21 protein-coding genes, 1 tRNA gene and 1 pseudogene are annotated in these 18987 nt (G+C 72.5%); 11 read left to right on the forward strand and 12 right to left on the reverse strand.

Annotation, left to right across the window (positions count from 1 at the left end; genetic code table 11):
• Nucleotides 1-54: 54 nt before the first annotated feature.
• Nucleotides 55-1404, reverse strand: a complete 1350-nt coding sequence (locus BLU95_RS12945) for a glycoside hydrolase family 18 protein (RefSeq protein WP_093860161.1) — start codon at nucleotides 1402-1404, stop codon at nucleotides 55-57.
• 271 nt (nucleotides 1405-1675) lie between these two features.
• On the opposite strand from BLU95_RS12945, the gene BLU95_RS12950 reads away from it, so the two are divergent.
• From BLU95_RS12950 to BLU95_RS12960, 3 genes are all read left to right on the forward strand, one after another.
• Nucleotides 1676-2149 carry a carboxymuconolactone decarboxylase family protein gene (locus BLU95_RS12950; RefSeq protein WP_093860162.1) on the forward strand — a complete coding sequence of 158 codons (474 nt, stop codon included), beginning with the start codon at nucleotides 1676-1678 and terminating at the stop codon, nucleotides 2147-2149.
• Between the two features lie 146 nt (nucleotides 2150-2295).
• On the forward strand, nucleotides 2296-3216 hold the full coding sequence (locus tag BLU95_RS12955; protein WP_093860163.1) for an RNA polymerase sigma-70 factor: 921 nt from the start codon (nucleotides 2296-2298) through the stop codon (nucleotides 3214-3216).
• Between the two features lie 193 nt (nucleotides 3217-3409).
• Entirely contained in the window at nucleotides 3410-3817 is a 408-nt protein-coding gene (locus BLU95_RS12960; protein ID WP_093860164.1) for a hypothetical protein, read from the forward strand.
• 82 nt (nucleotides 3818-3899) lie between these two features.
• Here the strand turns inward: BLU95_RS12960 and BLU95_RS12965 are convergent, their stop codons facing one another.
• Nucleotides 3900-4991 (reverse strand): Lrp/AsnC family transcriptional regulator, encoded by a 1092-nt coding sequence (locus BLU95_RS12965; RefSeq protein ID WP_231978542.1) that lies wholly within the window; start codon nucleotides 4989-4991, stop codon nucleotides 3900-3902.
• A 149-nt stretch (nucleotides 4992-5140) separates the two neighbouring features.
• Here BLU95_RS12965 and BLU95_RS12970 point away from each other — a divergent pair, with 149 nt between their 5' ends.
• From BLU95_RS12970 to BLU95_RS12980, 3 genes are all read left to right on the forward strand, one after another.
• Nucleotides 5141-6325, forward strand: coding sequence for a M20 metallopeptidase family protein (locus BLU95_RS12970; RefSeq protein WP_093860165.1), 1185 nt, complete (start codon nucleotides 5141-5143; stop codon nucleotides 6323-6325).
• 31 nt (nucleotides 6326-6356) lie between these two features.
• Complete coding sequence (locus tag BLU95_RS12975; protein WP_093860166.1) at nucleotides 6357-6683, forward strand: nuclear transport factor 2 family protein; 327 nt, start codon at nucleotides 6357-6359, stop codon at nucleotides 6681-6683.
• Nucleotides 6684-7096: 413 nt separating this feature from the next.
• Nucleotides 7097-7636, forward strand: coding sequence for an NUDIX domain-containing protein (locus BLU95_RS12980; protein ID WP_093860167.1), 540 nt, complete (start codon nucleotides 7097-7099; stop codon nucleotides 7634-7636).
• A 252-nt stretch (nucleotides 7637-7888) separates the two neighbouring features.
• Here BLU95_RS12980 and BLU95_RS12985 read toward each other — a convergent pair whose 3' ends face one another.
• A complete protein-coding gene (locus BLU95_RS12985) occupies nucleotides 7889-8860 on the reverse strand; it encodes an ArsR/SmtB family transcription factor (protein ID WP_107452543.1) in 972 nt (323 codons plus the stop codon).
• Between the two features lie 56 nt (nucleotides 8861-8916).
• Here BLU95_RS12985 and BLU95_RS12990 point away from each other — a divergent pair, with 56 nt between their 5' ends.
• Complete coding sequence (locus BLU95_RS12990; protein WP_093860169.1) at nucleotides 8917-9693, forward strand: class I SAM-dependent methyltransferase; 777 nt, start codon at nucleotides 8917-8919, stop codon at nucleotides 9691-9693.
• 34 nt (nucleotides 9694-9727) lie between these two features.
• Nucleotides 9728-9889, forward strand: a pseudogene (locus tag BLU95_RS44035) (transposase); the annotation flags it as partial.
• Between the two features lie 152 nt (nucleotides 9890-10041).
• Here the strand turns inward: BLU95_RS44035 and BLU95_RS13000 are convergent.
• The 4 genes from BLU95_RS13000 to BLU95_RS44045 all read right to left on the reverse strand — a co-directional run bounded on the left by BLU95_RS13000 (nucleotide 10042) and on the right by BLU95_RS44045 (nucleotide 11465).
• Nucleotides 10042-10125 (reverse strand) — tRNA-Leu (locus BLU95_RS13000).
• 40 nt (nucleotides 10126-10165) lie between these two features.
• Nucleotides 10166-10378: a DUF397 domain-containing protein gene (locus tag BLU95_RS13005; protein WP_093860170.1), complete on the reverse strand. Its 213-nt coding sequence runs from the start codon at nucleotides 10376-10378 to the stop codon at nucleotides 10166-10168.
• Between the two features lie 36 nt (nucleotides 10379-10414).
• Complete coding sequence (locus tag BLU95_RS44040) at nucleotides 10415-10555, reverse strand: DUF397 domain-containing protein (protein WP_231978543.1); 141 nt, start codon at nucleotides 10553-10555, stop codon at nucleotides 10415-10417.
• Entirely contained in the window at nucleotides 10512-11465 is a 954-nt protein-coding gene (locus BLU95_RS44045; protein WP_159424877.1) for a helix-turn-helix domain-containing protein, read from the reverse strand. Before BLU95_RS44045 ends, BLU95_RS44040 begins: the two co-directional genes overlap by 44 nt.
• 169 nt (nucleotides 11466-11634) lie before the next feature.
• On the opposite strand from BLU95_RS44045, the gene BLU95_RS13020 reads away from it, so the two are divergent.
• Entirely contained in the window at nucleotides 11635-12111 is a 477-nt protein-coding gene (locus BLU95_RS13020; RefSeq protein ID WP_159424878.1) for an ATP-binding protein, read from the forward strand.
• Between the two features lie 17 nt (nucleotides 12112-12128).
• Here BLU95_RS13020 and BLU95_RS13025 read toward each other — a convergent pair whose 3' ends face one another.
• The 3 genes from BLU95_RS13025 to BLU95_RS13035 all read right to left on the reverse strand — a co-directional run bounded on the left by BLU95_RS13025 (nucleotide 12129) and on the right by BLU95_RS13035 (nucleotide 15423).
• Complete coding sequence (locus tag BLU95_RS13025; RefSeq protein ID WP_093860174.1) at nucleotides 12129-12629, reverse strand: cupin domain-containing protein; 501 nt, start codon at nucleotides 12627-12629, stop codon at nucleotides 12129-12131.
• Between the two features lie 198 nt (nucleotides 12630-12827).
• Nucleotides 12828-14204, reverse strand: a complete 1377-nt coding sequence (gene gltX / locus BLU95_RS13030; RefSeq protein WP_231978749.1) for a glutamate--tRNA ligase — start codon at nucleotides 14202-14204, stop codon at nucleotides 12828-12830.
• 103 nt (nucleotides 14205-14307) lie between these two features.
• Nucleotides 14308-15423 (reverse strand): FAD-dependent monooxygenase, encoded by a 1116-nt coding sequence (locus BLU95_RS13035; protein ID WP_093860176.1) that lies wholly within the window; start codon nucleotides 15421-15423, stop codon nucleotides 14308-14310.
• A 218-nt stretch (nucleotides 15424-15641) separates the two neighbouring features.
• Between BLU95_RS13035 and BLU95_RS13040 the strand changes: the two genes are divergently transcribed.
• Nucleotides 15642-16586 (forward strand): TetR/AcrR family transcriptional regulator C-terminal domain-containing protein, encoded by a 945-nt coding sequence (locus tag BLU95_RS13040; protein WP_093860177.1) that lies wholly within the window; start codon nucleotides 15642-15644, stop codon nucleotides 16584-16586.
• A gap of 46 nt (nucleotides 16587-16632) precedes the next feature.
• Here the strand turns inward: BLU95_RS13040 and BLU95_RS13045 are convergent, their stop codons facing one another.
• Nucleotides 16633-17226: a hypothetical protein gene (locus BLU95_RS13045; protein ID WP_093860178.1), complete on the reverse strand. Its 594-nt coding sequence runs from the start codon at nucleotides 17224-17226 to the stop codon at nucleotides 16633-16635.
• 82 nt (nucleotides 17227-17308) lie between these two features.
• Nucleotides 17309-18274 (reverse strand): GlxA family transcriptional regulator, encoded by a 966-nt coding sequence (locus BLU95_RS13050; protein ID WP_231978544.1) that lies wholly within the window; start codon nucleotides 18272-18274, stop codon nucleotides 17309-17311.
• Between the two features lie 86 nt (nucleotides 18275-18360).
• On the opposite strand from BLU95_RS13050, the gene BLU95_RS13055 reads away from it, so the two are divergent.
• Nucleotides 18361-18984, forward strand: a complete 624-nt coding sequence (locus tag BLU95_RS13055) for a cysteine hydrolase family protein (protein ID WP_093860179.1) — start codon at nucleotides 18361-18363, stop codon at nucleotides 18982-18984.
• The last annotated feature ends 3 nt before the right edge of the window (nucleotides 18985-18987 follow it).

The following is an 18987-nucleotide window of genomic DNA, read 5'->3' on the forward strand; positions in this document are numbered from 1 at the left end:
GCGGGTCCGTCCCTCCCGAGGGGCGGACCCGCGTCCGCGTGCGCCGGGGCGCGACTACCGGCGGCTCAGGCCCTTGTCGATCGCGGTGATCAGCTCACCGTTCGGGGTGTCCCCGTCCAGCGACCAGATCATGGCCCCGCCGAGGCCCTCGCGGCGCACGTACTCGGCCTTGGTGCGCAGCACGGTGGCGTCGTCGTACGTCCACAGCGCGGTGCCGTCGAACAGCCAGGCGTGGCCGTTGCGCTGACCCCGGTACAGCTTGTAGGTGCCGGAGTCGGCGAGCTTCTTCAGCGCCTTGTAGTCCTCGGTGCCGGCCGTCCAGGTCGCCGGGGCGGGCCCGGCGGCCGGCTGCCCGAGACCGTTGCCGCCGCCCGTGACGCCGGTCCAGCCCTGGCCGTAGAAGGGCAGGCCGGTGACCAGCTTGCGCGCCGGGGCGCCGCGCCGCAGCCAGGCGTCGACGGTGCCGTCCAGGCTGAAGTCGTCGCGCGCGTACAGCGCCGACTGCTGGGCGGTGGTCTTCTCGCCGGAGACGTGGAAGTCGTAGCCCTGGAGGTTGACGAAGTCGAAGTCCTTCATGATCTTCCGGACCTCGAAGCCCGCGTCGATCTTGGCGGGCGCGGTGGGCACGTACGCGCTCAGCTCGAAGTGCTTGCGGCCCTTCAGCGTCCGGGCGTAGGCGTCCACCTGGGTGCGGAACTCGTGCACCAGCTTGGTGAAGTTCTGCTTGTCCTCCGGGCGGATCCCGTTGCCGGGGTTGCCCTCGGAACCCGGCCACTCCCAGTCGAGGTCGATGCCGTCGAAGATCCCGGCGGCCGCGCCCGCGCCGCCCCGGGCGCCGTCCTTGGGCAGGTTGCCCTTCAGGTAGAGGTCGATGCAGGAGGAGACCAGCGCCTTGCGGCCCGCCTCGGTGCGCACGGCGTCCGAGAAGTACGCCGAACCGCTCCAACCGCCCAGCGAGATCATGACCTTGAGGTCGGGGTGCTTGGCCTTGAGCTCGCGCAGCTGGTTGAAGTTGCCCGCCAGGGCCTGGCCGTCGGTGTCGGCGACGCCGTTCACGGCCTCCTCCGCGCCGACCGGCCGGACGTAGTCGGCCCACCCGTCGGAGCCCGGGCCGCCGATCTGGCAGGTGCCGGCCGGACCGACGTTGCCGAAGGCGTAGTTGATGTGGCTGAGCTTTCCGGCCGTGCCGCTGGTCTCCAGGTCCTTGACGTGGAAGTTGCGGGCGTAGATGCCCCACTGGATGAAGTACCCGACCCGCTTGTAGGCGGCCCCGCCGTGGCGCGCGGAGTCCGCCGCCCCGTCGAGGTCGGCGGCCGCGGCCGCCGGGGCGAGCGGGGCCAGCAGCGCCAGGACGGCCGCGGTGGCGGCGCCGAAGGTCAGGCGGGTGGAGAGTCGGTCACGCATGGACGAGATCACCCCTAGTGCGGTGGGCCGCACGATCGTGGGAACGGTGGACGGCGCAGGGAGTCCGCAGGGTGCGCCCGGTACTGGGCGGCGACGACTCAACACGCCAAGGTCTATACCTGTCAACGGACTTCGCAAAGGTTTTGCAAAACGGGGCGGGATCGACGGAGTGACGCGCGTCACTCCGGACCGTGTCACAGCGAGCCGGGCCGTCCCGTCTTGAGGGTGAAGCACCCGAGCGGAGCACCGACCACCACCGAGGAGCACACCCATGGACGCGCGACTGAACTTCTTCGGCAACCCGACCGGCGCCAAGGCCATCAAGGTCCTGATGGGGCTGGGCAAGGAGATCAAGGCCATGCCGCTGCCCGCCGCCACCCAGGAACTGGTGGCGCTGCGGGTGAGCCAGATCAACGGCTGCGCCTTCTGCATCGACATGCACACCAAGGACGCGGCGGCCGCCGGCGAGAGCGCGGTGCGGCTGAACCTGGTCGCGGCCTGGCGGGAGGCCAAGGTCTACACCGAGGCCGAACGCGCCGCCCTGGCCCTCGCCGAGGAGGGCACCCGGGTCGCGGACGGGGCCGGCGGGGTCCCCGACGAGGTGTGGGCGAAGGCCGCCCAGCACTACGACGAGGAGCAGTTGGCGGCCCTGGTGATGCTGATCTCGTTCATGAACCTCGCCAACCGGGCGAACATCATCACCCAGCAGCCGGCCGGCGACTACGTGGCCGGGCAGTTCCACTGACCGCCCGGGTCCGCCTGGCGCCGGGGCCCGCGGCGTGCCGGGGCGGCGGCCCCGGCACCCGGCGGGCCGGGGCCGCGACTGCGGACCCGGCGGGCCACCGGCATGATCGTTTCGAGAACCGTCCGTTCGAGGGGGAGGAAACCGGCGTGAGCAAGGTCGAGGAGTTCGAGGAACTGCGGCCGCTGCTGTTCTCGATCGCCTACCGGATCCTGGGCAGCGTGGCCGAGGCCGAGGACGCCGTACAGGAGGCCTGGCTGCGTTACGACGCCTCACCGACCCGGCCCGACTCGGTGAAGGCCTTCCTCTCCACCACGGTCACCCGGATCTCGATCGACGTCCTGCGCCTCGCCCGGGTCCGGCGCGAGGCGTACGTCGGCCCGTGGTTCCCCGAGCCGCTGCTCACCGACCCGTACGAGGACCCGGCCAGGGCGGCCGAACTGGCCGACTCGGTCTCCATGGCGGCGCTCCTGCTGCTGGAGCGGCTCAGTCCGCTGGAGCGGGCGGTGTTCGTGCTGCGGGAGGTGTTCGGCTTCGGCTTCGACGAGGTCGCCGCGGCGGTGGGCCGCTCCGAGGCGGCCTGCCGGCAGCTGGTGGTGCGGGCGCGCAAGCACATGCGGGACGGCCGCCCCCGCTTCGAGCCCGAGCGCGCGGAGCGGGACGAACTCGCGGCGCGCTTCTTCGACGCCCTGCGGGAGGGCGACATGGCCGGCCTCCAGGACCTCCTGGCCGCCGACGTCACGATGGTCGGCGACGGCGGCGGCAGGACCCCGCAGCTCGCCCGCGCCGTGGCGGGCGCGGCGAACGTCGCCCGCCTGCTCGCCGCGATCGTGCCGCTGATGGCGCGGATCGACGTCACCTTCGAGGTCCACGAGGTCAACGGCGAGCCCGGCGCCGTCTTCCGCGACGGCGACGGCCGGGTGCTGACCGTCCTGGTCCTCGACGTCCTGGAGGGCCGGGTGCAGAGCGTCCGCTCCGTCACCAACCCCGAGAAGCTCGCCCACCTCGGCCCGGTCGCCGACGCCTGGGCCGTGCACGAGGAGCTGAAGCAGGCCCGCCGGGCCCGGTGAGGCGGCACCCCGGAGCACCGGAACGGCGGGTCGGGCTCGGATTCGCGCCATCGAGGGACCGGATCCGGTACTCCTGCCGGGAGTCGGGCCCGATCGGGAGTGGAGTCGCGGCCCCGTGGAACATGTGCCATGTGCAGCGTGACATAACACATGAGGGCCACGGCTCCTCCTGTCCTCGAAGGAGAGAACTCCGATGAAGCGTTTCGTCGCCGTCCTCGCGGCCGGTGCCGTCCTGTCCGGGCTCGGCATCGCGGGGGCCGGCCAGGCCACCGCCCGGCCCCCGGGTACGACCACCTGCGGCTACGGCGTCGGGGCCCAGGTCTGTCTGACGGTCGACGGACGCCTCGCGTCCGCCACCGGCTTCGCGGGCCCGGCCGGCGGGCCCCCGCAGTCCGCCTCGTTCCGGCTGGAACTCGGCACCACCGCCGGCGCGAGCCTGGAGCGCGAGGACCTCGGCGCCGTGGTGCCCGCCGGCGGAATCACGGTCGGCCCGGTCGCGAGCACCGTCCCGTGCGGCACCGGGATCACCGCCACCTTCACCACCACCAGGGCGGGCCGGCCGCCGGCCACCGCCACGGTCACGGTGCCCGCCGTCTGCTGAGCCACTCCGGCCGGACCCAGGGATCCGGCCGTCAGGACGCGGGGACCGGCCGGCTGTCAGAACCCTCGGGACCGGCCGGCCGTCACGGAGCCGGGACCGGGTCCCGCCAGATGTCCATCGGAACGGCGCGGACGGCGCGACCGTCCGCGTCGAGGATGCGGCCCATCCGCTTCACCGTGCGCAGCGCCACGCGTCGCTCGGCCACCCGCAGGTCGGGGAACCTGCGGGCGAGCGCGGCCTCCAGCCGCTGGACGTCGGCGAGGGAGCGCTGCCAGACCGAGAGCAGGAGGTTGTGCGCGCCGGTGACGGACACGCACAGCCGGACCTCGGGGAGTCTGGCGAGCTGGGGGCCGACCTCGTCGAGCCGGTCCGGGGGGAGGTCGGCCCGGAAGGTCGCCAGGACCGGCCGGCCGGCGTCGCGGGCCGCGATCTCGCAGCGGAAGCGGATCGCGTCGGAGCCGGCCAGCCGGTCGAGGCGGCGGCGCAGCGTGGACGGGCTCAGCCCGGTGGCGGCGGCCAGCCCGACCTGGTCGAGGCGGCCGTCGACACCCAGCCTGACGAGCAGCTCCCGGTCCTCCTCCCGGACTTCGGCCCGCGCTCCGGGCGGCTTCCCGTGACCCGCCGAGTGGTCGTCGTGCAGTTCCACCCGCTGGGCCGGGTCCAGCGAGTCCAGGCGCCAGCGGACCCCCTCGGCGTAGTAGCCCGTCGTCAGGTGGACGCGGACGGCGGTCACCCCGGGGAGCCGGCCGAGCCGTTCGGCGGTGTACCGGGAGAGCGCCGCCAGGTCGGTGAAGGCCGCGGTGAGCGCGAGGTCGCAGCCCTGGGAGAAGTGCTCGACGCTCAGCACGTGCGCGTCCTCGGCCAGTTCGCCGGCGATCCGCCCGATCCGGTCGGGGGCGCAGTCGAGGTCGAGGTGGGCGACGCACCCGGGGTCCTCGGGGTGCGGCAGGCCGTAGGCGGTCACCCAGGCGATCCCGGCCTCCGAGAGCCGCCGCCAGCGGCGGGCCGCCGTGACCGGGCTGATCCCGAGGGTCTGGCCGAGCAGCGACCAGGGCGCCCGGGGCCGCAGCTGCAGCGCGTTCACCAGGGCGAGGTCCAGCTCGTCGACCGTCGCCTCGGCGCCGGTCGCCTCCTTGCCCGCCACCTCCGCACCGGTCACCGTCGCGCCGGTCACCGTCGGCTTCCGGACGATTCGTTCACGGGAGGGCCCCTTCGTGGCGTGATCCTGCGAATCCGCGGGAGACTCCCGCCGCGAGGCCCAGAATCCCGGTACGAGACCGCTCCGCACAAATCCCGCCGCCCGCGGGTCCGATGGAGGTACCTGTGTCCCTGCACGACGACGCCCTCGCGCTGGCCCCGGACCTGGTCCGGCTCCGCCAGGACCTGCACCGCTTCCCCGAGGTGGGCCTCGACCTCCCGCGCACCCAGGAGCGGGTGCTGCGGGCCCTGGACGGGCTGCCGCTGGAGGTGAGCCTGGGCACCGGCCTGAGTTCGGTCACCGCGGTGCTGCGGGGCGGCCGGCCGGGACCGGCCGTGCTGCTGCGCGGCGACATGGACGGCCTGCCGGTCGTGGAGAAGACCGGAGTTCCGTTCGCCGCCGAGAACGGCGCGATGCACGCCTGCGGCCACGACCTGCACACCACCATGCTCGCGGGCGCCGCGCACCTGCTGGCCGCCCGGCGGGAGGAACTGCACGGCGACGTGGTCCTCATGTTCCAGCCCGGCGAGGAGGGTTGGGACGGCGCCGGCGCCATGCTCGCGGAGGGCGTGCTGGACGCGGCGGGCCGGCGCCCGGTCGCCGCGTACGCCCTGCACGTGTCCTCGACCATGCCGCACAAGGAGTTCAGCTCCCGGCGCGGACCGATCCTCGCCGCGTCCGCCGCGCTGCACGTCACCCTCCACGGTGCGGGCGGCCACGGCGCGGTGCCGCACCGGGCCAAGGACCCCGTACCGGCGGCCTGCGAGATCGTCACCGCCCTGCAGACCATGGTGACCCGCCGCTTCGACGTGTTCGACCCGGTGGTGATCACCGTCGGGGTCCTCGAGGCCGGCACCCGGCGCAACATCATCCCCGACACCGCCCGCTTCGAGGCGACCGTGCGCACCTTCTCCGCCGAGGCACAGGCCAAGGTCGCCGACGCCTCGGTGGAGCTGGTCCGGGCCATCGCGGCCGCCCACGGCCTGCGCGCGGAGATCGAGTACCTCCCCGAGTACCCGGTGACCGTGACCGACGGGACCGAGACCGACTTCCTGGGGGACACCGTCCGGGAGGTCTTCGGCGAGGAGCGCTTCCGGACGCTGCCGAACCCGATCCCCGGGTCGGAGGACTTCTCCCGGGTGCTCGAAGCGGTCCCGGGCTCGTTCGCCTGGCTCGGCGCCGCCCCGAAGGGCAGCGACCCCGATAACCTGCCGTCCAACCACTCTCCCCATGCGGAGTTCGACGACGCGGTCCTCCCCGACGGCGCCGCGCTCTACGCCGAGCTCGCCGCCCGCCGCCTCGCGGGCTGAACCACCCATCGAAGAAGGAACGTCCACGCACATGACCGAACCGCGCGACGTGGTCGAGCAGCAGCTCGCCGCCTACAACAGCCACGACCTCGACGCCTTCGTCGCCACCTACGCCGAGGACGTCACGATCCGACGGACCGACGGCAGCCTCCTCCAGGGCAGGTCGGCCCTGCGGGACACGTACGCCGGGCAGTTCGCCGAGGGCCGGTGCCGGGCGGAGATCGTGGGGCGGCTCACCGAGGGCGACTGGGTGGTCGACCAGGAGATCGCCCACGGCCTGTCCGCCGAGCCGCTCCGCGTCCTGGTGGCCTACCGCGTGCGCGACGGCCTGATCGACCGCGTCGACTTCCTGGGCTGAACGGCACCGCATCGGGTCGCCCCTCACCGTGCCGTGAGGGGCGATCCGCAGATCCGAGAGACAGAACGGCCGGTCGGACCCGAGAGTCCGGCCGGCCGTTCTCTGTTTGCGCGACGGGGGGCTTGAACGCCCCACTCGGACAACGAGGCACCACGTCCGGCCTTGAAACCGGGGAATAGTCTCCGTCACGGGCCTCAAGAACCCCCCGACCGAGCAGCCCACCGTCCTCATCGAGGAGATGGACCCCTGTCACCTCGCCCCGGTCATGCACGCCACCGGCCGCCGGCTCCGCCGTTTCACCCCCCCGGGGCAAGCCAGGAACCCTCAACACACCGACTCCTCACTGGCATTGAGCGGCGAGACCTACGGGTGACCCCAGCACACCACCATCCCCATCAAGGAGAACCAACCCCATGAGCACCACCGAGACGCCCAAGCCGTTCAGCAGGATCAAGGTTCGCGTCACCGGCCTGGTCTTCTGCGGCGACGATGTCGCGCTGCTGCGACGGAACCGGGCCGACTCCGTGCACTACAGCACCATCGGCGGCAACGTGCACGACGGCGAGGACTACCGCGAGGCCGTCCTGCGCGAGCTCGAAGAAGAGCTCGGCCTCACGCCCGCCCTGGCGACCACCGCACCGGAGCTGATCTGGATGGCGGACGCCCGAATCAGCCGGCCCGGCCCGACCCCGCCGCCGCGCAAGTTCCACCTGATCTACCGGCTCCACGTCACCCCCGAGGTCCGCGCACGACTCGCCACCCAGGAGTTCGACGAGCTGCCCGACGGCAGCCACGAGGTCGGCACCGTCGAGTGGCACGACTACCGCAAGGTGGACGGTCTGCCGCTCTTCCCGCCGATCGGCAAGCAGATCGCCGCCCTCGACAGCCCCACCGCCCCGGTCCGCCACTTCGAGCTGGCGCCGATCACGGACGAGAACTACACCTGGATCTGACCCCGACCGGCCCCGGCCTGCGGCGGCACCACGAGACACAACCAGAACGGCCGGTCGGATCCCCGGATCCGACCATGATCCTTAGAGGTCGTCTCAATTGGGCCGTTGAGTCCTGGCTGGCCGTGCAGAAAGCCACAGGTCCGGTGCTGGGCGACGGTCGGGAGTTGTTCCGGCAGGCGATGGCGGGTGCTCCGGCGGGCCCGGGCGCGCCGTCGTCACGTCGTTGCCTCTCCGCAATGCGAGAGGGCGCGTTCAGGTGTGGAGCTGGTCGCCGAGTGGGCTGCGCAGGTAGAGGACGAGGTGCCCGTGGCGGGCGCGGGTGACCAGTCCGGCGCGGTGCAGGACGCCGAGGTGCTGGCTGACCGTTCCGGGGCTGACGTTCAGCCGGTGGGCCAGCTCGGTCGTGCTCACCGGTTCTGCGAGGTGGCTGAGGATCCGGGCGCGGGTGCGGCCGAGCAGGTCGGCGAGTGCCGCCGGCGGTGCGGTCGAGGTGCTGTGCCAGGCCGTGGCGAGGCCGCGGGCCGGGTACCAGATCCGGGGCGGCAGGCCGAGGTCGACGACGGTGACGGCGTGGTCGCAGAACAGGGAGGGTGTGAACGTCACGCCGTGTCCGTCGACGACCAGGTCGTGGTGCTCGGCGGGGAAGGCGTCGACGGCCAGGGTGCCGGGGTCCGGCTGCCAGGTGAGGCCCGGGTCGATGTCGGCGAACAGGGCGGCCGCGCCACCGTCGGTGAGGCGGCGCGCGCGGTGGAGGACATCGGCGCGCAGCACGGCGTGCATGCGTGGCCAGTGCGGTGCGATCACCAGGAGCCAGTAGGTGTGCAGGGCCTGGGCGATGCGTTCCAGCAGGCCGAGCGGGTCTGCCTGGGCGTCGGACAGCAGCGGGTTCAGGGGGTGGCCGTCGGCGGCCTGGAGCAGTTCGTGTGTCACGCGCCGCGCCGGCGTCGAGCGCAGGGCGGCGAACTCGTCGTCGATGTCGGTGTTCGGCCGGGGCGGGTGGGGGGTGAGGAAGTCGGGGGCCAGCCGGGTCGGGCCGACCAGTGCCTGCAGCAGTGGCCAGTCGAGGTGCCGGAGGCGGGGTGCCGCCTGCCGCAAGAGCGGCTGGTGCACGGCGTAGCGGGTGGGGCTGCGCCAGGCCCGCAGGCTCTGAACGGTCTCCTGCAGGGGGGAGCAGGCGAACCGGACCGAGGCCAGGGCTTCCACATCGAGCCGGAGCAGCAACATTCGGCCCATACTAAATCTCTCGCCCGGCCGGGGACCGTGGTGGTGGACTCCGGCACATGACTTCTGCTTCTGCTGCCGGGGGAACCCCGGCGACGGCGGTGTACGACCGCATCGGTGTCGGCTACCGGGCTGTCCGCCGCCCTGACCCGCGCCTGGCCGATTTGATCCACCGGGCGCTGGCCGGAGCGCGTACGGTCGTCAACGTCGGTGCGGGCGCCGGCTCCTACGAGCCGTCCGACGCCGAGGTCACCGCGGTGGACCCCTCGCGGGTGATGCTGGAACAGCATCCCGGACAGCGCAAGGTTCTGGCCGGTGCGGAGGAACTTCCCTTCGAGGACGGCGCGTTCGACGCTGCGATGGCGGTGATGACGGTGCACCACTGGCCCGACCTGCGCCGCGGCCTGGGCGAGCTGCGGCGCGTAGCGCGCCGGCAGGTCGTCTTCACCTGGGATCCCGGGCACCGGCCCGGGCTGTGGCTGATCGAGGAGTACCTGCCCGAGATCCGCCGCCTCGAACAGGCCCGTTTCACGCCCCTGTCCACCGTGGTGGAGGCGCTGGGCGCGCACACCGTGCTGCCCTTCGAGATTCCGCAGGACTTCACCGACGGCTTCCAGATCGCCTACTGGCGGCGGCCGGAGTGCTACCTCGATGCCGTGGTCCGGCAGGCCAGTTCGACGTTCGCCCAACTCCCGCCGTCCGTGGTCGAACCGGCGATCGAACGACTGCGCGCCGACCTCGCCTCCGGGGCCTGGCGGCGACGCCACGCGGACCTGCTGGAGCGGGAGTCCGTGGACTACGGCTATCGCCTGCTCATCGCAGGAAGCAACGGGTGAGCAACCTGTTTGGGTAGCTGAACGGGCTGTTTCCGTGACGATCGTGGAGCGTCTCGTCCTGGACGAGTTGTGGGAGCTGTTCCAGGTGGTGGTGCCGGAGGTGCCGGTTCGGCCGCAGGGTGGTGGTCGGCGCCGTTACGGGGACCGGGAGGTGTTGGCGGCGATCGTGTTCGTCGCCACCTCGGGGTGCACATGGGCTGAACATGAGCGCTTCGACGGAAGGGGCTTCACCACAAGCAGCAGTGTGGGTCGGGATGCGCTCGATCCGACCCAGGCGAGTAGGCCGAGCTGGGGGGTGGAAACAGAACGGCCGGTCGGATCCGAGGATCCGACCGGCCGTTCTCTGTGTGCGCGAGGGGGGAGTTGAACCCCCACGCCCTTTCGGGCACTGGAACCTGAATCCAGCGCGTCTGCCTATTCCGCCACCCGCGCAACTGGGTGATGGGTAAATACTAGCCCATCCCCAGGGGTGCTACTGACCAACCGGGAGCGACCCGTCCCGGACGGCGGCGAGGAAGGAACCCCAGGCGGCGGCGGGGAAGAGGAGGACCGGACCGGAGGGGTCCTTCGAGTCACGCACCGGGACGAGGGCGGAGGCAGGGGAGGTGAGGGCCACCTCGATGCACTCGCCGCCGTTGTTCCCGCTGTAGCTGCTCTTGCGCCAGGCCGACGTCATGTTCTCCATCACGGCGGATCCTCCGTCTCATCGGCGATCAGGGTGCTAGCCGGCCGGGAGCGACCCGTCCCGGACGGCGGCAAGGAAGGAATCCCAGGCCGCGGCGGGGAAGAGGAGGACCGGACCGGAGGGGTCCTTGGAGTCACGCACCGGGACGAGGGCGGGGGTAGGGGACGTGAGGGCCACCTCTACGCAGTCGCCGCCGTTGCCCCCGCTGTAGCTGCTCTTGCGCCACTCGGCGCCGTCGAGCATGTTCCTCGTCATAGCTGAACCCTTCCAGCGCCCCGGCAATCAGCGCGAGCGAGTCGTCCATCGAGAGCACTTCCCCGCGGAGGCGATCATAGCTGCGCTGATGACTCGAAACGATGGTCGGATCATTGCTCGGATGGCCGCGATCAAGGCTCTCCGAGTAGACCCAGTGCTGGCCGTCAGGCATCTCCAGCAGGACCATGGACTTGTCGATGATCGTTCGCCGGTCGGCGAACGGCGCGACCTGGACGACGATGTTGGGCTGCTCGGCAACGGTCAACACGTGCTCCATCTGGCGCCGCATCACTCCAGGACCGCCATAGACGGTCCGAATGGCGCTTTCGTCCAGGATGACCACGAGCAGAGGACCCAGGGGATCGCGAAAGCGTTCCTGCCTGGCCAGTCGCGCCGAGATCCGCTCCTCGATCAAGGACGGATTTCCTGCTGCATCCCCTGCCTCGAACACTGCCCTCGCATACGCGGAGCATTGCAACAAGCCATGCATGACTGAGCACTGGAACACTCGAAGGCCGACAGCCTCGGCCTCCATCTCGACGTGCTCCTGAAACCAGTCCGGATGCTCGATCTCCGCATTCCAGTCGACCCGCTCCCAGAGCCGCTTCAACAGCCCACTGGTGTTCAACAACCGGTCGGCATCCTCGACCATCTCAGGCTGCATCCGTCGCCTTCCGCCCTCACAACGCGTCAGCACCGTGCGATCGCAGTGCAGGAGTTTGGCCAACTCCTCCTGCGTGTAGCCGGCCAGTTCCCGGTAGAAGCGCAGCTCCTCGCCGAACATCACCGCCGAGCTCGCTGTCGGTTCGAGCTTGCTCCTCCGGTGTGCCACGACCGGCCCCCTCACGTGCTGCACATGCCCTGCACTGCGGTTTGGTCGTCACCGTACCCGTCACAAGTAGATGATTGTGGCGGAACGCAGTCTTCTCCTCGCACAGCGTGAATATCGCGCCCCGTTCGCGAGCCTGTTCCACTCCCCCCTCTCACCCGAAGGCCTCGCCATGCCCTGTCTCCGCATCCCCCGCCGGCCCCGCGAGTTCGCCGCCCGGCTCCCCTCCCGGACCGACTCCGCCCCCCTCGCCCGCTCTTTCCTCCGCGCCTACCTCGCCGGACTCCCCCGCGGTGAACGCTATTCCGACATCGCGGAGTTGCTGCTCGGCGAGCTCGTCACCAACGCCGTCCGGCACTGCGACGCCCCGCCGGACCGGCTGATCGAAGTCCGGTTCGCCGTCGTCCCCGCCGACCGCCTCCGGCTCGAGGTGCACGACGCCGGTACCGGCCGCCCCGTCCTCCGCCCCTCCGTCGACCCCGAGGAGGAGTCCGGACGCGGTCTCCTCCTCGTCGACGAACTCGCCGAGCGCTGGGGCTGGTGCCCCCGCGCCGGCGGGATCGGCAAGTTCGTCTGGGTGCTGGTCACCCCCGCGCCCGGGTTCACCGATCTCGTCTTCGGCCGGTCGCCGAGACTCGTGACGGTCTGAGCGCGACAGCCCGAGCGTCACTTCCCGGCCGCCGCCTCCAGGGTCGCGCGCCACAGCGGGCTGTCGACGTAGTGGTTGTCGTACAGCTCCGAGGAGTCCTTGATCTCCTGGAGGCTCGCCTCGCCCCGCATCACCCGGCCGAGCAGCCGCAGGTAGTCGAAGCGCGGCATGCCCGGGGTGAAGACGAACAGCACGTCGGCCTCGGAGCCGGGCGCGGCGGCGAAGGCGTGCGGGGTGTGCGGCGGGACGAGCAGGAAGTCGCCGCTCTCCAGGGTCTCGACCTTCTCGTCCAGCAGGACCTGGAGCTGGCCGCCGATGACGAAGAACAGCTCGGAGGCCCTGGTGTGGAAGTGGGCCGGGGCGCCGACCGCGCCCTTGGCGAAGGTGGACCGGTAGCTGGTGACCGGGCTGCCGTCGGTGCCGTGGTCGGCGAGCAGGGTCATCACGCTGCTCGGGTCGCTGGTGGTCTCGGCGGTGGCGGCGCGGGTCAGGATCGGCTTGGCCGGGCTGGCGTTCATGGTGGTTCTCCCCGTCTCGGGCGGCTCCGGCTCCCCTGCCGTGGCCTTGTGATGATCACTCTATTGACCCGATCGACCCGCTGACGGGTGCATTTCCGCACCGGAAACGTGGGTCAATTTCCGCCGCCGACCACCCCGGGAACGCCCGAGGGCCGTACCCCGCCCGTGCGGGGTACGGCCCTCGGAACAGCGCTCGCGTCAGGCTGCGGCCAGGCGCTCCGCCGCCGCGTCCAGACGGGCGAGGGTCCGCTCGCGGCCCAGCACCTCGATCGACTCGAACAGCGGCAGGCCCACGGTGCGGCCGGTGACCGCGACCCGGATCGGCGCCTGCGCCTTGCCCAGCTTCAGCCCGTGCTCGGCCGCGACGGCCTCCAGCTCGGCCTTCAGCGGCTCGGCCTTCCACTCACCGAGGGCGGTGAGCTTCTCGCGGGCGGTGCGCAGCAGGGCCAGCGCGCCGTCCTTGTCCTTCATGGCCTTCGCCCAGGACTGCTCGTGCTCCACCGGCTGCGGCAGGAACAGGAAGTCGACCTGCTCGACGATCTCGCCCAGCACCGCGATCCGGGACTGCGCCAGCGGGGCCAGCTCGGCGAACGCGACCGGGTCGAAGTCCTCGGCGGCCCACGGCGCGCGGTCGGCGGCCAGGAACGGCGCGCAGGCGGCGATGAACGCGTCCACCGTCAGGGCGCGGATGTACTCGCCGTTGAACGAGCGCAGCTTCGCCACGTCGAAGAACGCCGAGCCCGCGTTGACCTCGGAGATGCTGAACAGCTGCTCCAGCTCCGCGTACGGGCGGATCTCGACGTCGTCCTTGGGGCCCCAGCCCAGCAGCATCAGGTAGTTGACCATCGCCTCGGGCAGGTAGCCCTCGGCGAGGTAGTCCTCCAGCGCCACCTTGTCGCGGCGCTTGGACAGCTTCTGCCGCTTCTCGTTGACGATCACCGGAAGGTGCGCCCAGACCGGCGGGGTGGCGCCGAGGGCCTCCCACAGCAGCTGCTGCTTCGGGGTGTTGGACAGGTGCTCCTCGCCGCGGATGACCTCCGTGACGCCCTGCTCCAGGTCGTCGACCACGTTGGCGAGCAGGAACACCGGGCTGCCGTCGCCGCGGGCGATCACGAAGTCCTCGATCGCGGAGTTCGGGAAGGCCGGCTCGCCGCGGATGAGGTCCACCACCACGGTGGCGCCCTCGTCCGGGGTGCGGAAGCGCAGGGCCCGGCCCTCGGCGTACTCCAGGCCCCGCTCGCGGCAGAAGCCGTCGTAGCCGGTCTGGGCGGAGCCGGTGCGCTCGGCGGTCTGCTCGCGGGTGCAGTCGCAGTAGTAGGCGCGGCCGGCCGCGTACAGCTTCTCGGCGGCGGCGCGGTGGGTGCCGGCGTTGGCGGACTGGAAGTACGGGCCCTCGAAGGCGGCGTCGCCCTCGTGGATGCCGATCGCGGCGAGGGCACTGATGATGCCGTCGGTCCACTCGGGCTTGTTGCGGGCGGCGTCGGTGTCCTCGATCCGCAGGACGAAGACACCGCCCTGCTGTCGTGCCGTCGCCCAGTTGTACAGCGCCGAGCGGGCACCGCCGACGTGGAACATGCCGGTGGGGCTCGGGGCGAAACGGACGCGGACGGGACGGGAAACCTCGGTCATGGAACCAAAGGGTATCGGGCGACGGCGGTACGTCCGGCACGCGGCCCGGCTACGCGGCGTCCAGGAGGATGGCGTTCTTCGCCCGTTCGACGGACTCCTCGGCCGCCGGGCCGCCCGGGTTCTCGGTGGCGAGGGCCTGGTTGAGGGTGACGAAGGGGCGCATCCGGCGCTCGTAGCTGCCGTAGGCCGCGCGGTGGCCGGTGCCGTGGTCGCGGGCCCGGCCGAGCTCCTGGGCGAGCACGTAGGCGCCGACCAGGGCCAGGCTGGTGCCCTGGCCGGAGAGCGGCGAGGCGCAGTAGCCCGCGTCGCCGAGCAGCACGGTGCGGCCGGCGGACCAGGAGTCCAGGTGGACCTGCGCCATCACGTCCGCGTAGAAGTCCGTCGAACGGTGCAGGGCGTCCAGCAGCCTGGTCCGCTCCCAGGACAGCGCGGCGATCCGGTCGGCGACCGCCTTGCGGGCCGCCTCGGGGTCGCGCTCGGCGGGCGCGTCGCTGCCCCAGCCGAAGACGATGCGCAGCTCGGTGTTGCCGCGCACCGGGTAGATGCCGTAACCGGCGTCGCCGTCGCGCTGCCAGACCTGCCAGTCCTCCAGGCCGAGGAAGTTGTCGGCGCCGAAGATCGCGAGATGGGTGCCGAGCGGGCTCAGGAACCGCTCCTCCGCGCCGAAGGCCAGCCGGCGCACCCGCGAGTGGAGACCGTCCGCGCCGACCACCAGGTCGAAGGTGCGGGGCCGCCCGTGCGCGAAGGTGACGTGCACCCCGCGTGCGTCCTCCTGGAGCGAGGTGACGCTGTCGCCGTGGACGAACTCGACGCCCGCCGGAGTGTGGTCGTAGAGGATCTCCAGCAGGTCGGAGCGCAGCAGTTCGACGTCCTCGCTGTCCAGCCGGCCGCTGCTGTAGGTGGACTCCTCCGAGCGGTGCAGCTCGGTGCCGTCGGCGCCGAGCACGGACATGCCGCGCATCCGGGTGCGGACGGCCCGGACCTGCTCGGTGAGGCCGGTCCGCTCGATCACGTCGAGGGCGACGCCCCGGATGTCGACGGCCTGGCCGCCGGTACGCGGGCCGGGGGCCAGCTCGACGACGGTGGGGGCGAAGCCGCGGCGGGCCAGCCAGTGGGCGAGGAAGGTGCCGGCGATGCCGCCGCCGGAGACGAGGACGTTCTGCATGACTGCTCCCTGGTTCGGTGTGCCGGTGCGGCGTCGTCCGCCGCGAACAATCTGAATGTACGCTGTACATGCAGAGCCCCGCAAGCACGAAACCCGCAGGTCAGAGCCGCTTCTGAGCTAGGACAGCGGGCGGTTCAGGCCTGATTCCCCTGGTAGCGTCTGCGCTAGTACAGGCCGGGCGCGGCCGCGAAAAGATTCCCGAACAGGAGGGCGCCGCCGTGGCACCCGAGACGGACCCGCCGTTCCGCCGCATCGCCGCCGACCTCCGCCGCCGGATCAGCACCGGCGAACTCGCCCCCGGCGCGCGCGTCCCCTCGAACCGGCGGCTGGCCCAGGACTGGGGCGTCGCCCTCGCCACCGCGACCAAGGCACTCACCGTGCTCCGCTCGGAGGGCCTGGTCGAGGCCCGGCCCCGGGTCGGCACCGTGGTCGCCGCTGCCGCTGCCGCTCCCTCGTCCCCCGCCGCCCCCCGACCGGCGCCGCCCGAGGGCGAGTTGAGCCGCGAGCGGCTGATCGCGGCCGCCCTGGAGATCGCCGACGCGGAAGGGCTCGCCGCCCTGTCCATGCGCGCCGTGGCGGCCCGGCTCGGCGTCGCCCCGATGTCCGCCTACCGGTACGTCACCAGCAAGGACGAACTCGTCCTGCTCGCCGCCGACGCCGCCTTCGGCGAGGCCGGCTACCCCGCCGACCCGCCCGCCGACTGGCGCCCCCGGCTCGAACTCGGCGCCCGCACCCTGTGGTCGCTGTTCCGCCGCCACCCCTGGCTCGCCGAACTCGGCCCCGTCACCCGGCCGTTGCTCCTGCCCAACCTGCTCACCCACGCCGAATGGGCGCTCGCCGCCCTCGACGGCCGCGGCCTCCCGGCCGGCACCGTCCTCGACATCCACGTGCTGTTCTACAGCTACGTCGAGGGCCTCGCCGCCAACCTCGAACGCGAGGCCCGGGCCCAGGCCGCCACCGGCCTCACCGGGGACGAGTGGACCGACACCCGCTTCGCCGCCTTCGACGCCCGCGCCGCCGCGGCCCGTTTCCCGGTCTTCACCCGCCTGACGGCCGAGTTGGACGAGGGCTACGACCTCGACCTCGACACCCTCTTCGAGTCCGGCCTCACCACCCTCCTGGACGGGCTCACGCCCCGGATCGAGGGCGCGGCCCGCGACTGAGGGCGCGGCGGCGGCCTGCGGCCGAGGCCCCTCCCCGGGTGCGGTCTCACCACCCGAGCTGCGGCTCGCCCAGCACCTCGCCGCCGACGGCCTCGGCGAGCTCGCGCGCCCGCCGCTCGTCACCGAACTTGCCCGCATGGACGAAGACGGTGTGGTGGGCCGCCCACGCACCCCACTGGGCCGAATCGCCGTGGAACACGATCTGGACCCCGTCGTACTTCGGCGAGCCGACGCTGCCGGTCTCCGGGTCGTCCGGCCACCGGCCGCGCCAGTCCACGGTGGCCGTGCCCCGGCCCCGGCCGACGGCCGCCGCGAAGCGCTCCTCCACGCTCCCCGTCGGGACGTCCACCGTGACGTCCAGGGGGAGGTGCGGCTCCAGCGCGGCATCGTCCGCCGTGCGGGGGTCGAGCTCGAACCGGAGGTACTCCCCCGTCGGACCGGTCCGCGCGTCCACGTAGTGGAAGCGGGCGCCGGGCAGGACCTCGGCCGTCCGCCGGACGTCGGCGGCCGTCAGCAGTTCGGCGCCGAGTCCGACCTCGTCCTCGCAGTGGGCCAGCAGCGCGCGCAGCCGCTCGCCCCACGCGTACGCCTCGGCCGCGTCGGTGGTCCGCAGGACGGGGTACGCCGTGGAGTTGCCCATGGGCCGACCGTCGCACACCGGTTCCGCCCCACACCACCGAATTCCCCGCGGCGGCGCGGCGGCGCGGCCAGCGCTCCGGACGTCAGCCCACGTCGCGCCCGCGGAACGTCCTGCGGTACTCGCGCGGCGGGACGCCGAGGCGGGTGGTGAAGGGCGGGCGGAGGGAGACGGCGGAGCCGAAGCCGCAGCGGACGGCGACCGCGTCCACCGGGAGGTCGGTGTCCTCCAGGAGGCGCTGGGCGGTGAGGATGCGCTGGTCGAGCAGCCAGCGCAGCGGGGTGGTGCCGGTCGCGGCGGCGAAGCGGCGGGCGAAGGTGCGTTCGGACATCAGGGCGAGGACGGCCATCCGGCGGACCGTCCAGGGGGTGTCCAGGGCAGCCAGGACCTCGGTCCGGACGCGGGCGAGCGGGTCGTCGCCGGCGGGCGCGGGCTCCGGGACCGGGGAGGGGATGAACTGGGCCTGGCCGCCGGAGCGGAAGGGCGCGGTGACCATCGCGCGGGCGATCGACGCGGCCGCCCGTTCGCCGTGGGCCGCGCGGACCAGGTGCAGGCAGAGGTCGATGCCGGCCGCCACCCCGGCGGAGGTCCACAGCCGGCCCTCGCCGGTGAACAGCACCTCGGGCCGCACGTCGACCGCCGGGAAGCGCTCCGCGAGGTCCTCCGCGAGGGCCCAGTGGGTGGTGGCGGTGCGGCCGTCCAGCAGGCCCGCCTCGGCGAGCACGAAGGCGCCCGCGCAGAGCGAGGCGACGGTGACGCCGCGTTCGTGGGCGGCGCGCAGCGCGGCGAGCACGGCCGGGTCGCGCGACTCCTCCGGCCGCTCCACGCCCGGCACGACCACCAGGTCGCAGGCGGCCAGCGCGTCCAGGCCGAAGTCCGGGACGCGTTCCAGCCCGCCGCCGAGCCGCACCCGGGCACCGTCCGGGCCGCAGACCCGCAGCTCGAAACCGGGGATGCCGGGAAGGCCCGACCGTTCGGCCCAGACCTCGCCGATCACCGCGTAGTCGAACGGCCGCACCCCGTCGAAGACCAGACACCCCACCGTGCGCATGGGGGGAAGCGTAGTGGCAGGATCGTATCGACAGGTGGCTCCACCGCCGCTCACGGGTGCGCCCGGGCCCGCCGCAGCATGGACGCATGACGAACACCAGCGCCTTCGACGCCCCGCTCACCATCGACACCGACGCCGTCCTGGTCGTCATCGACGTCCAGAAGGGCTTCGAGGACACCGCGTTCTGGGGCGGGCGCGACAACCCCGGGGCCGAGCAGCGGATCGGCGAACTGATCGACGTGTGGCGGGCAACCGGGCGGCCGATCGTGGTCGTCCAGCACGCCACCACCGGCGGCCCGCTCGAACCGGGCACCTCCGGCTACGAGTTGAAGGACTTCGTGGCGGCGGTCGAGCCCGCGCTGCACATCACCAAGACGGTCAACAGCGCCTTCTACGGCACCCCGGACCTGCACGCCTGGCTCCAGGAGCGGGGCACCCGGCAGGTGGTGGTGACCGGGATCATCACCAACGTGTGCTGTGAGACCACCGCCCGGATGGCGGGCAACCTCGGCTACGACACGGTCTTCCCGGTCGACGCCATGCACGCCTTCGACCTGACCGGGCCGGACGGCGTGACCGTCCCGGCCGCCGAACTCGCCCGCGCCACCGCCACGGTGCTGCACGCGATGCGGTTCGCGAAGGTGGTGCCGACCGCCGTGGTGGCCTCGGCGGCGAAGAGCGGCGAGCCCGCCGCCGTCACCTGGTCCTGACCC

The organism is Streptomyces sp. TLI_053 (genome assembly GCF_900105395.1).
In the GTDB taxonomy this organism is placed as follows: Bacteria; Actinomycetota; Actinomycetes; order Streptomycetales; family Streptomycetaceae; genus Kitasatospora.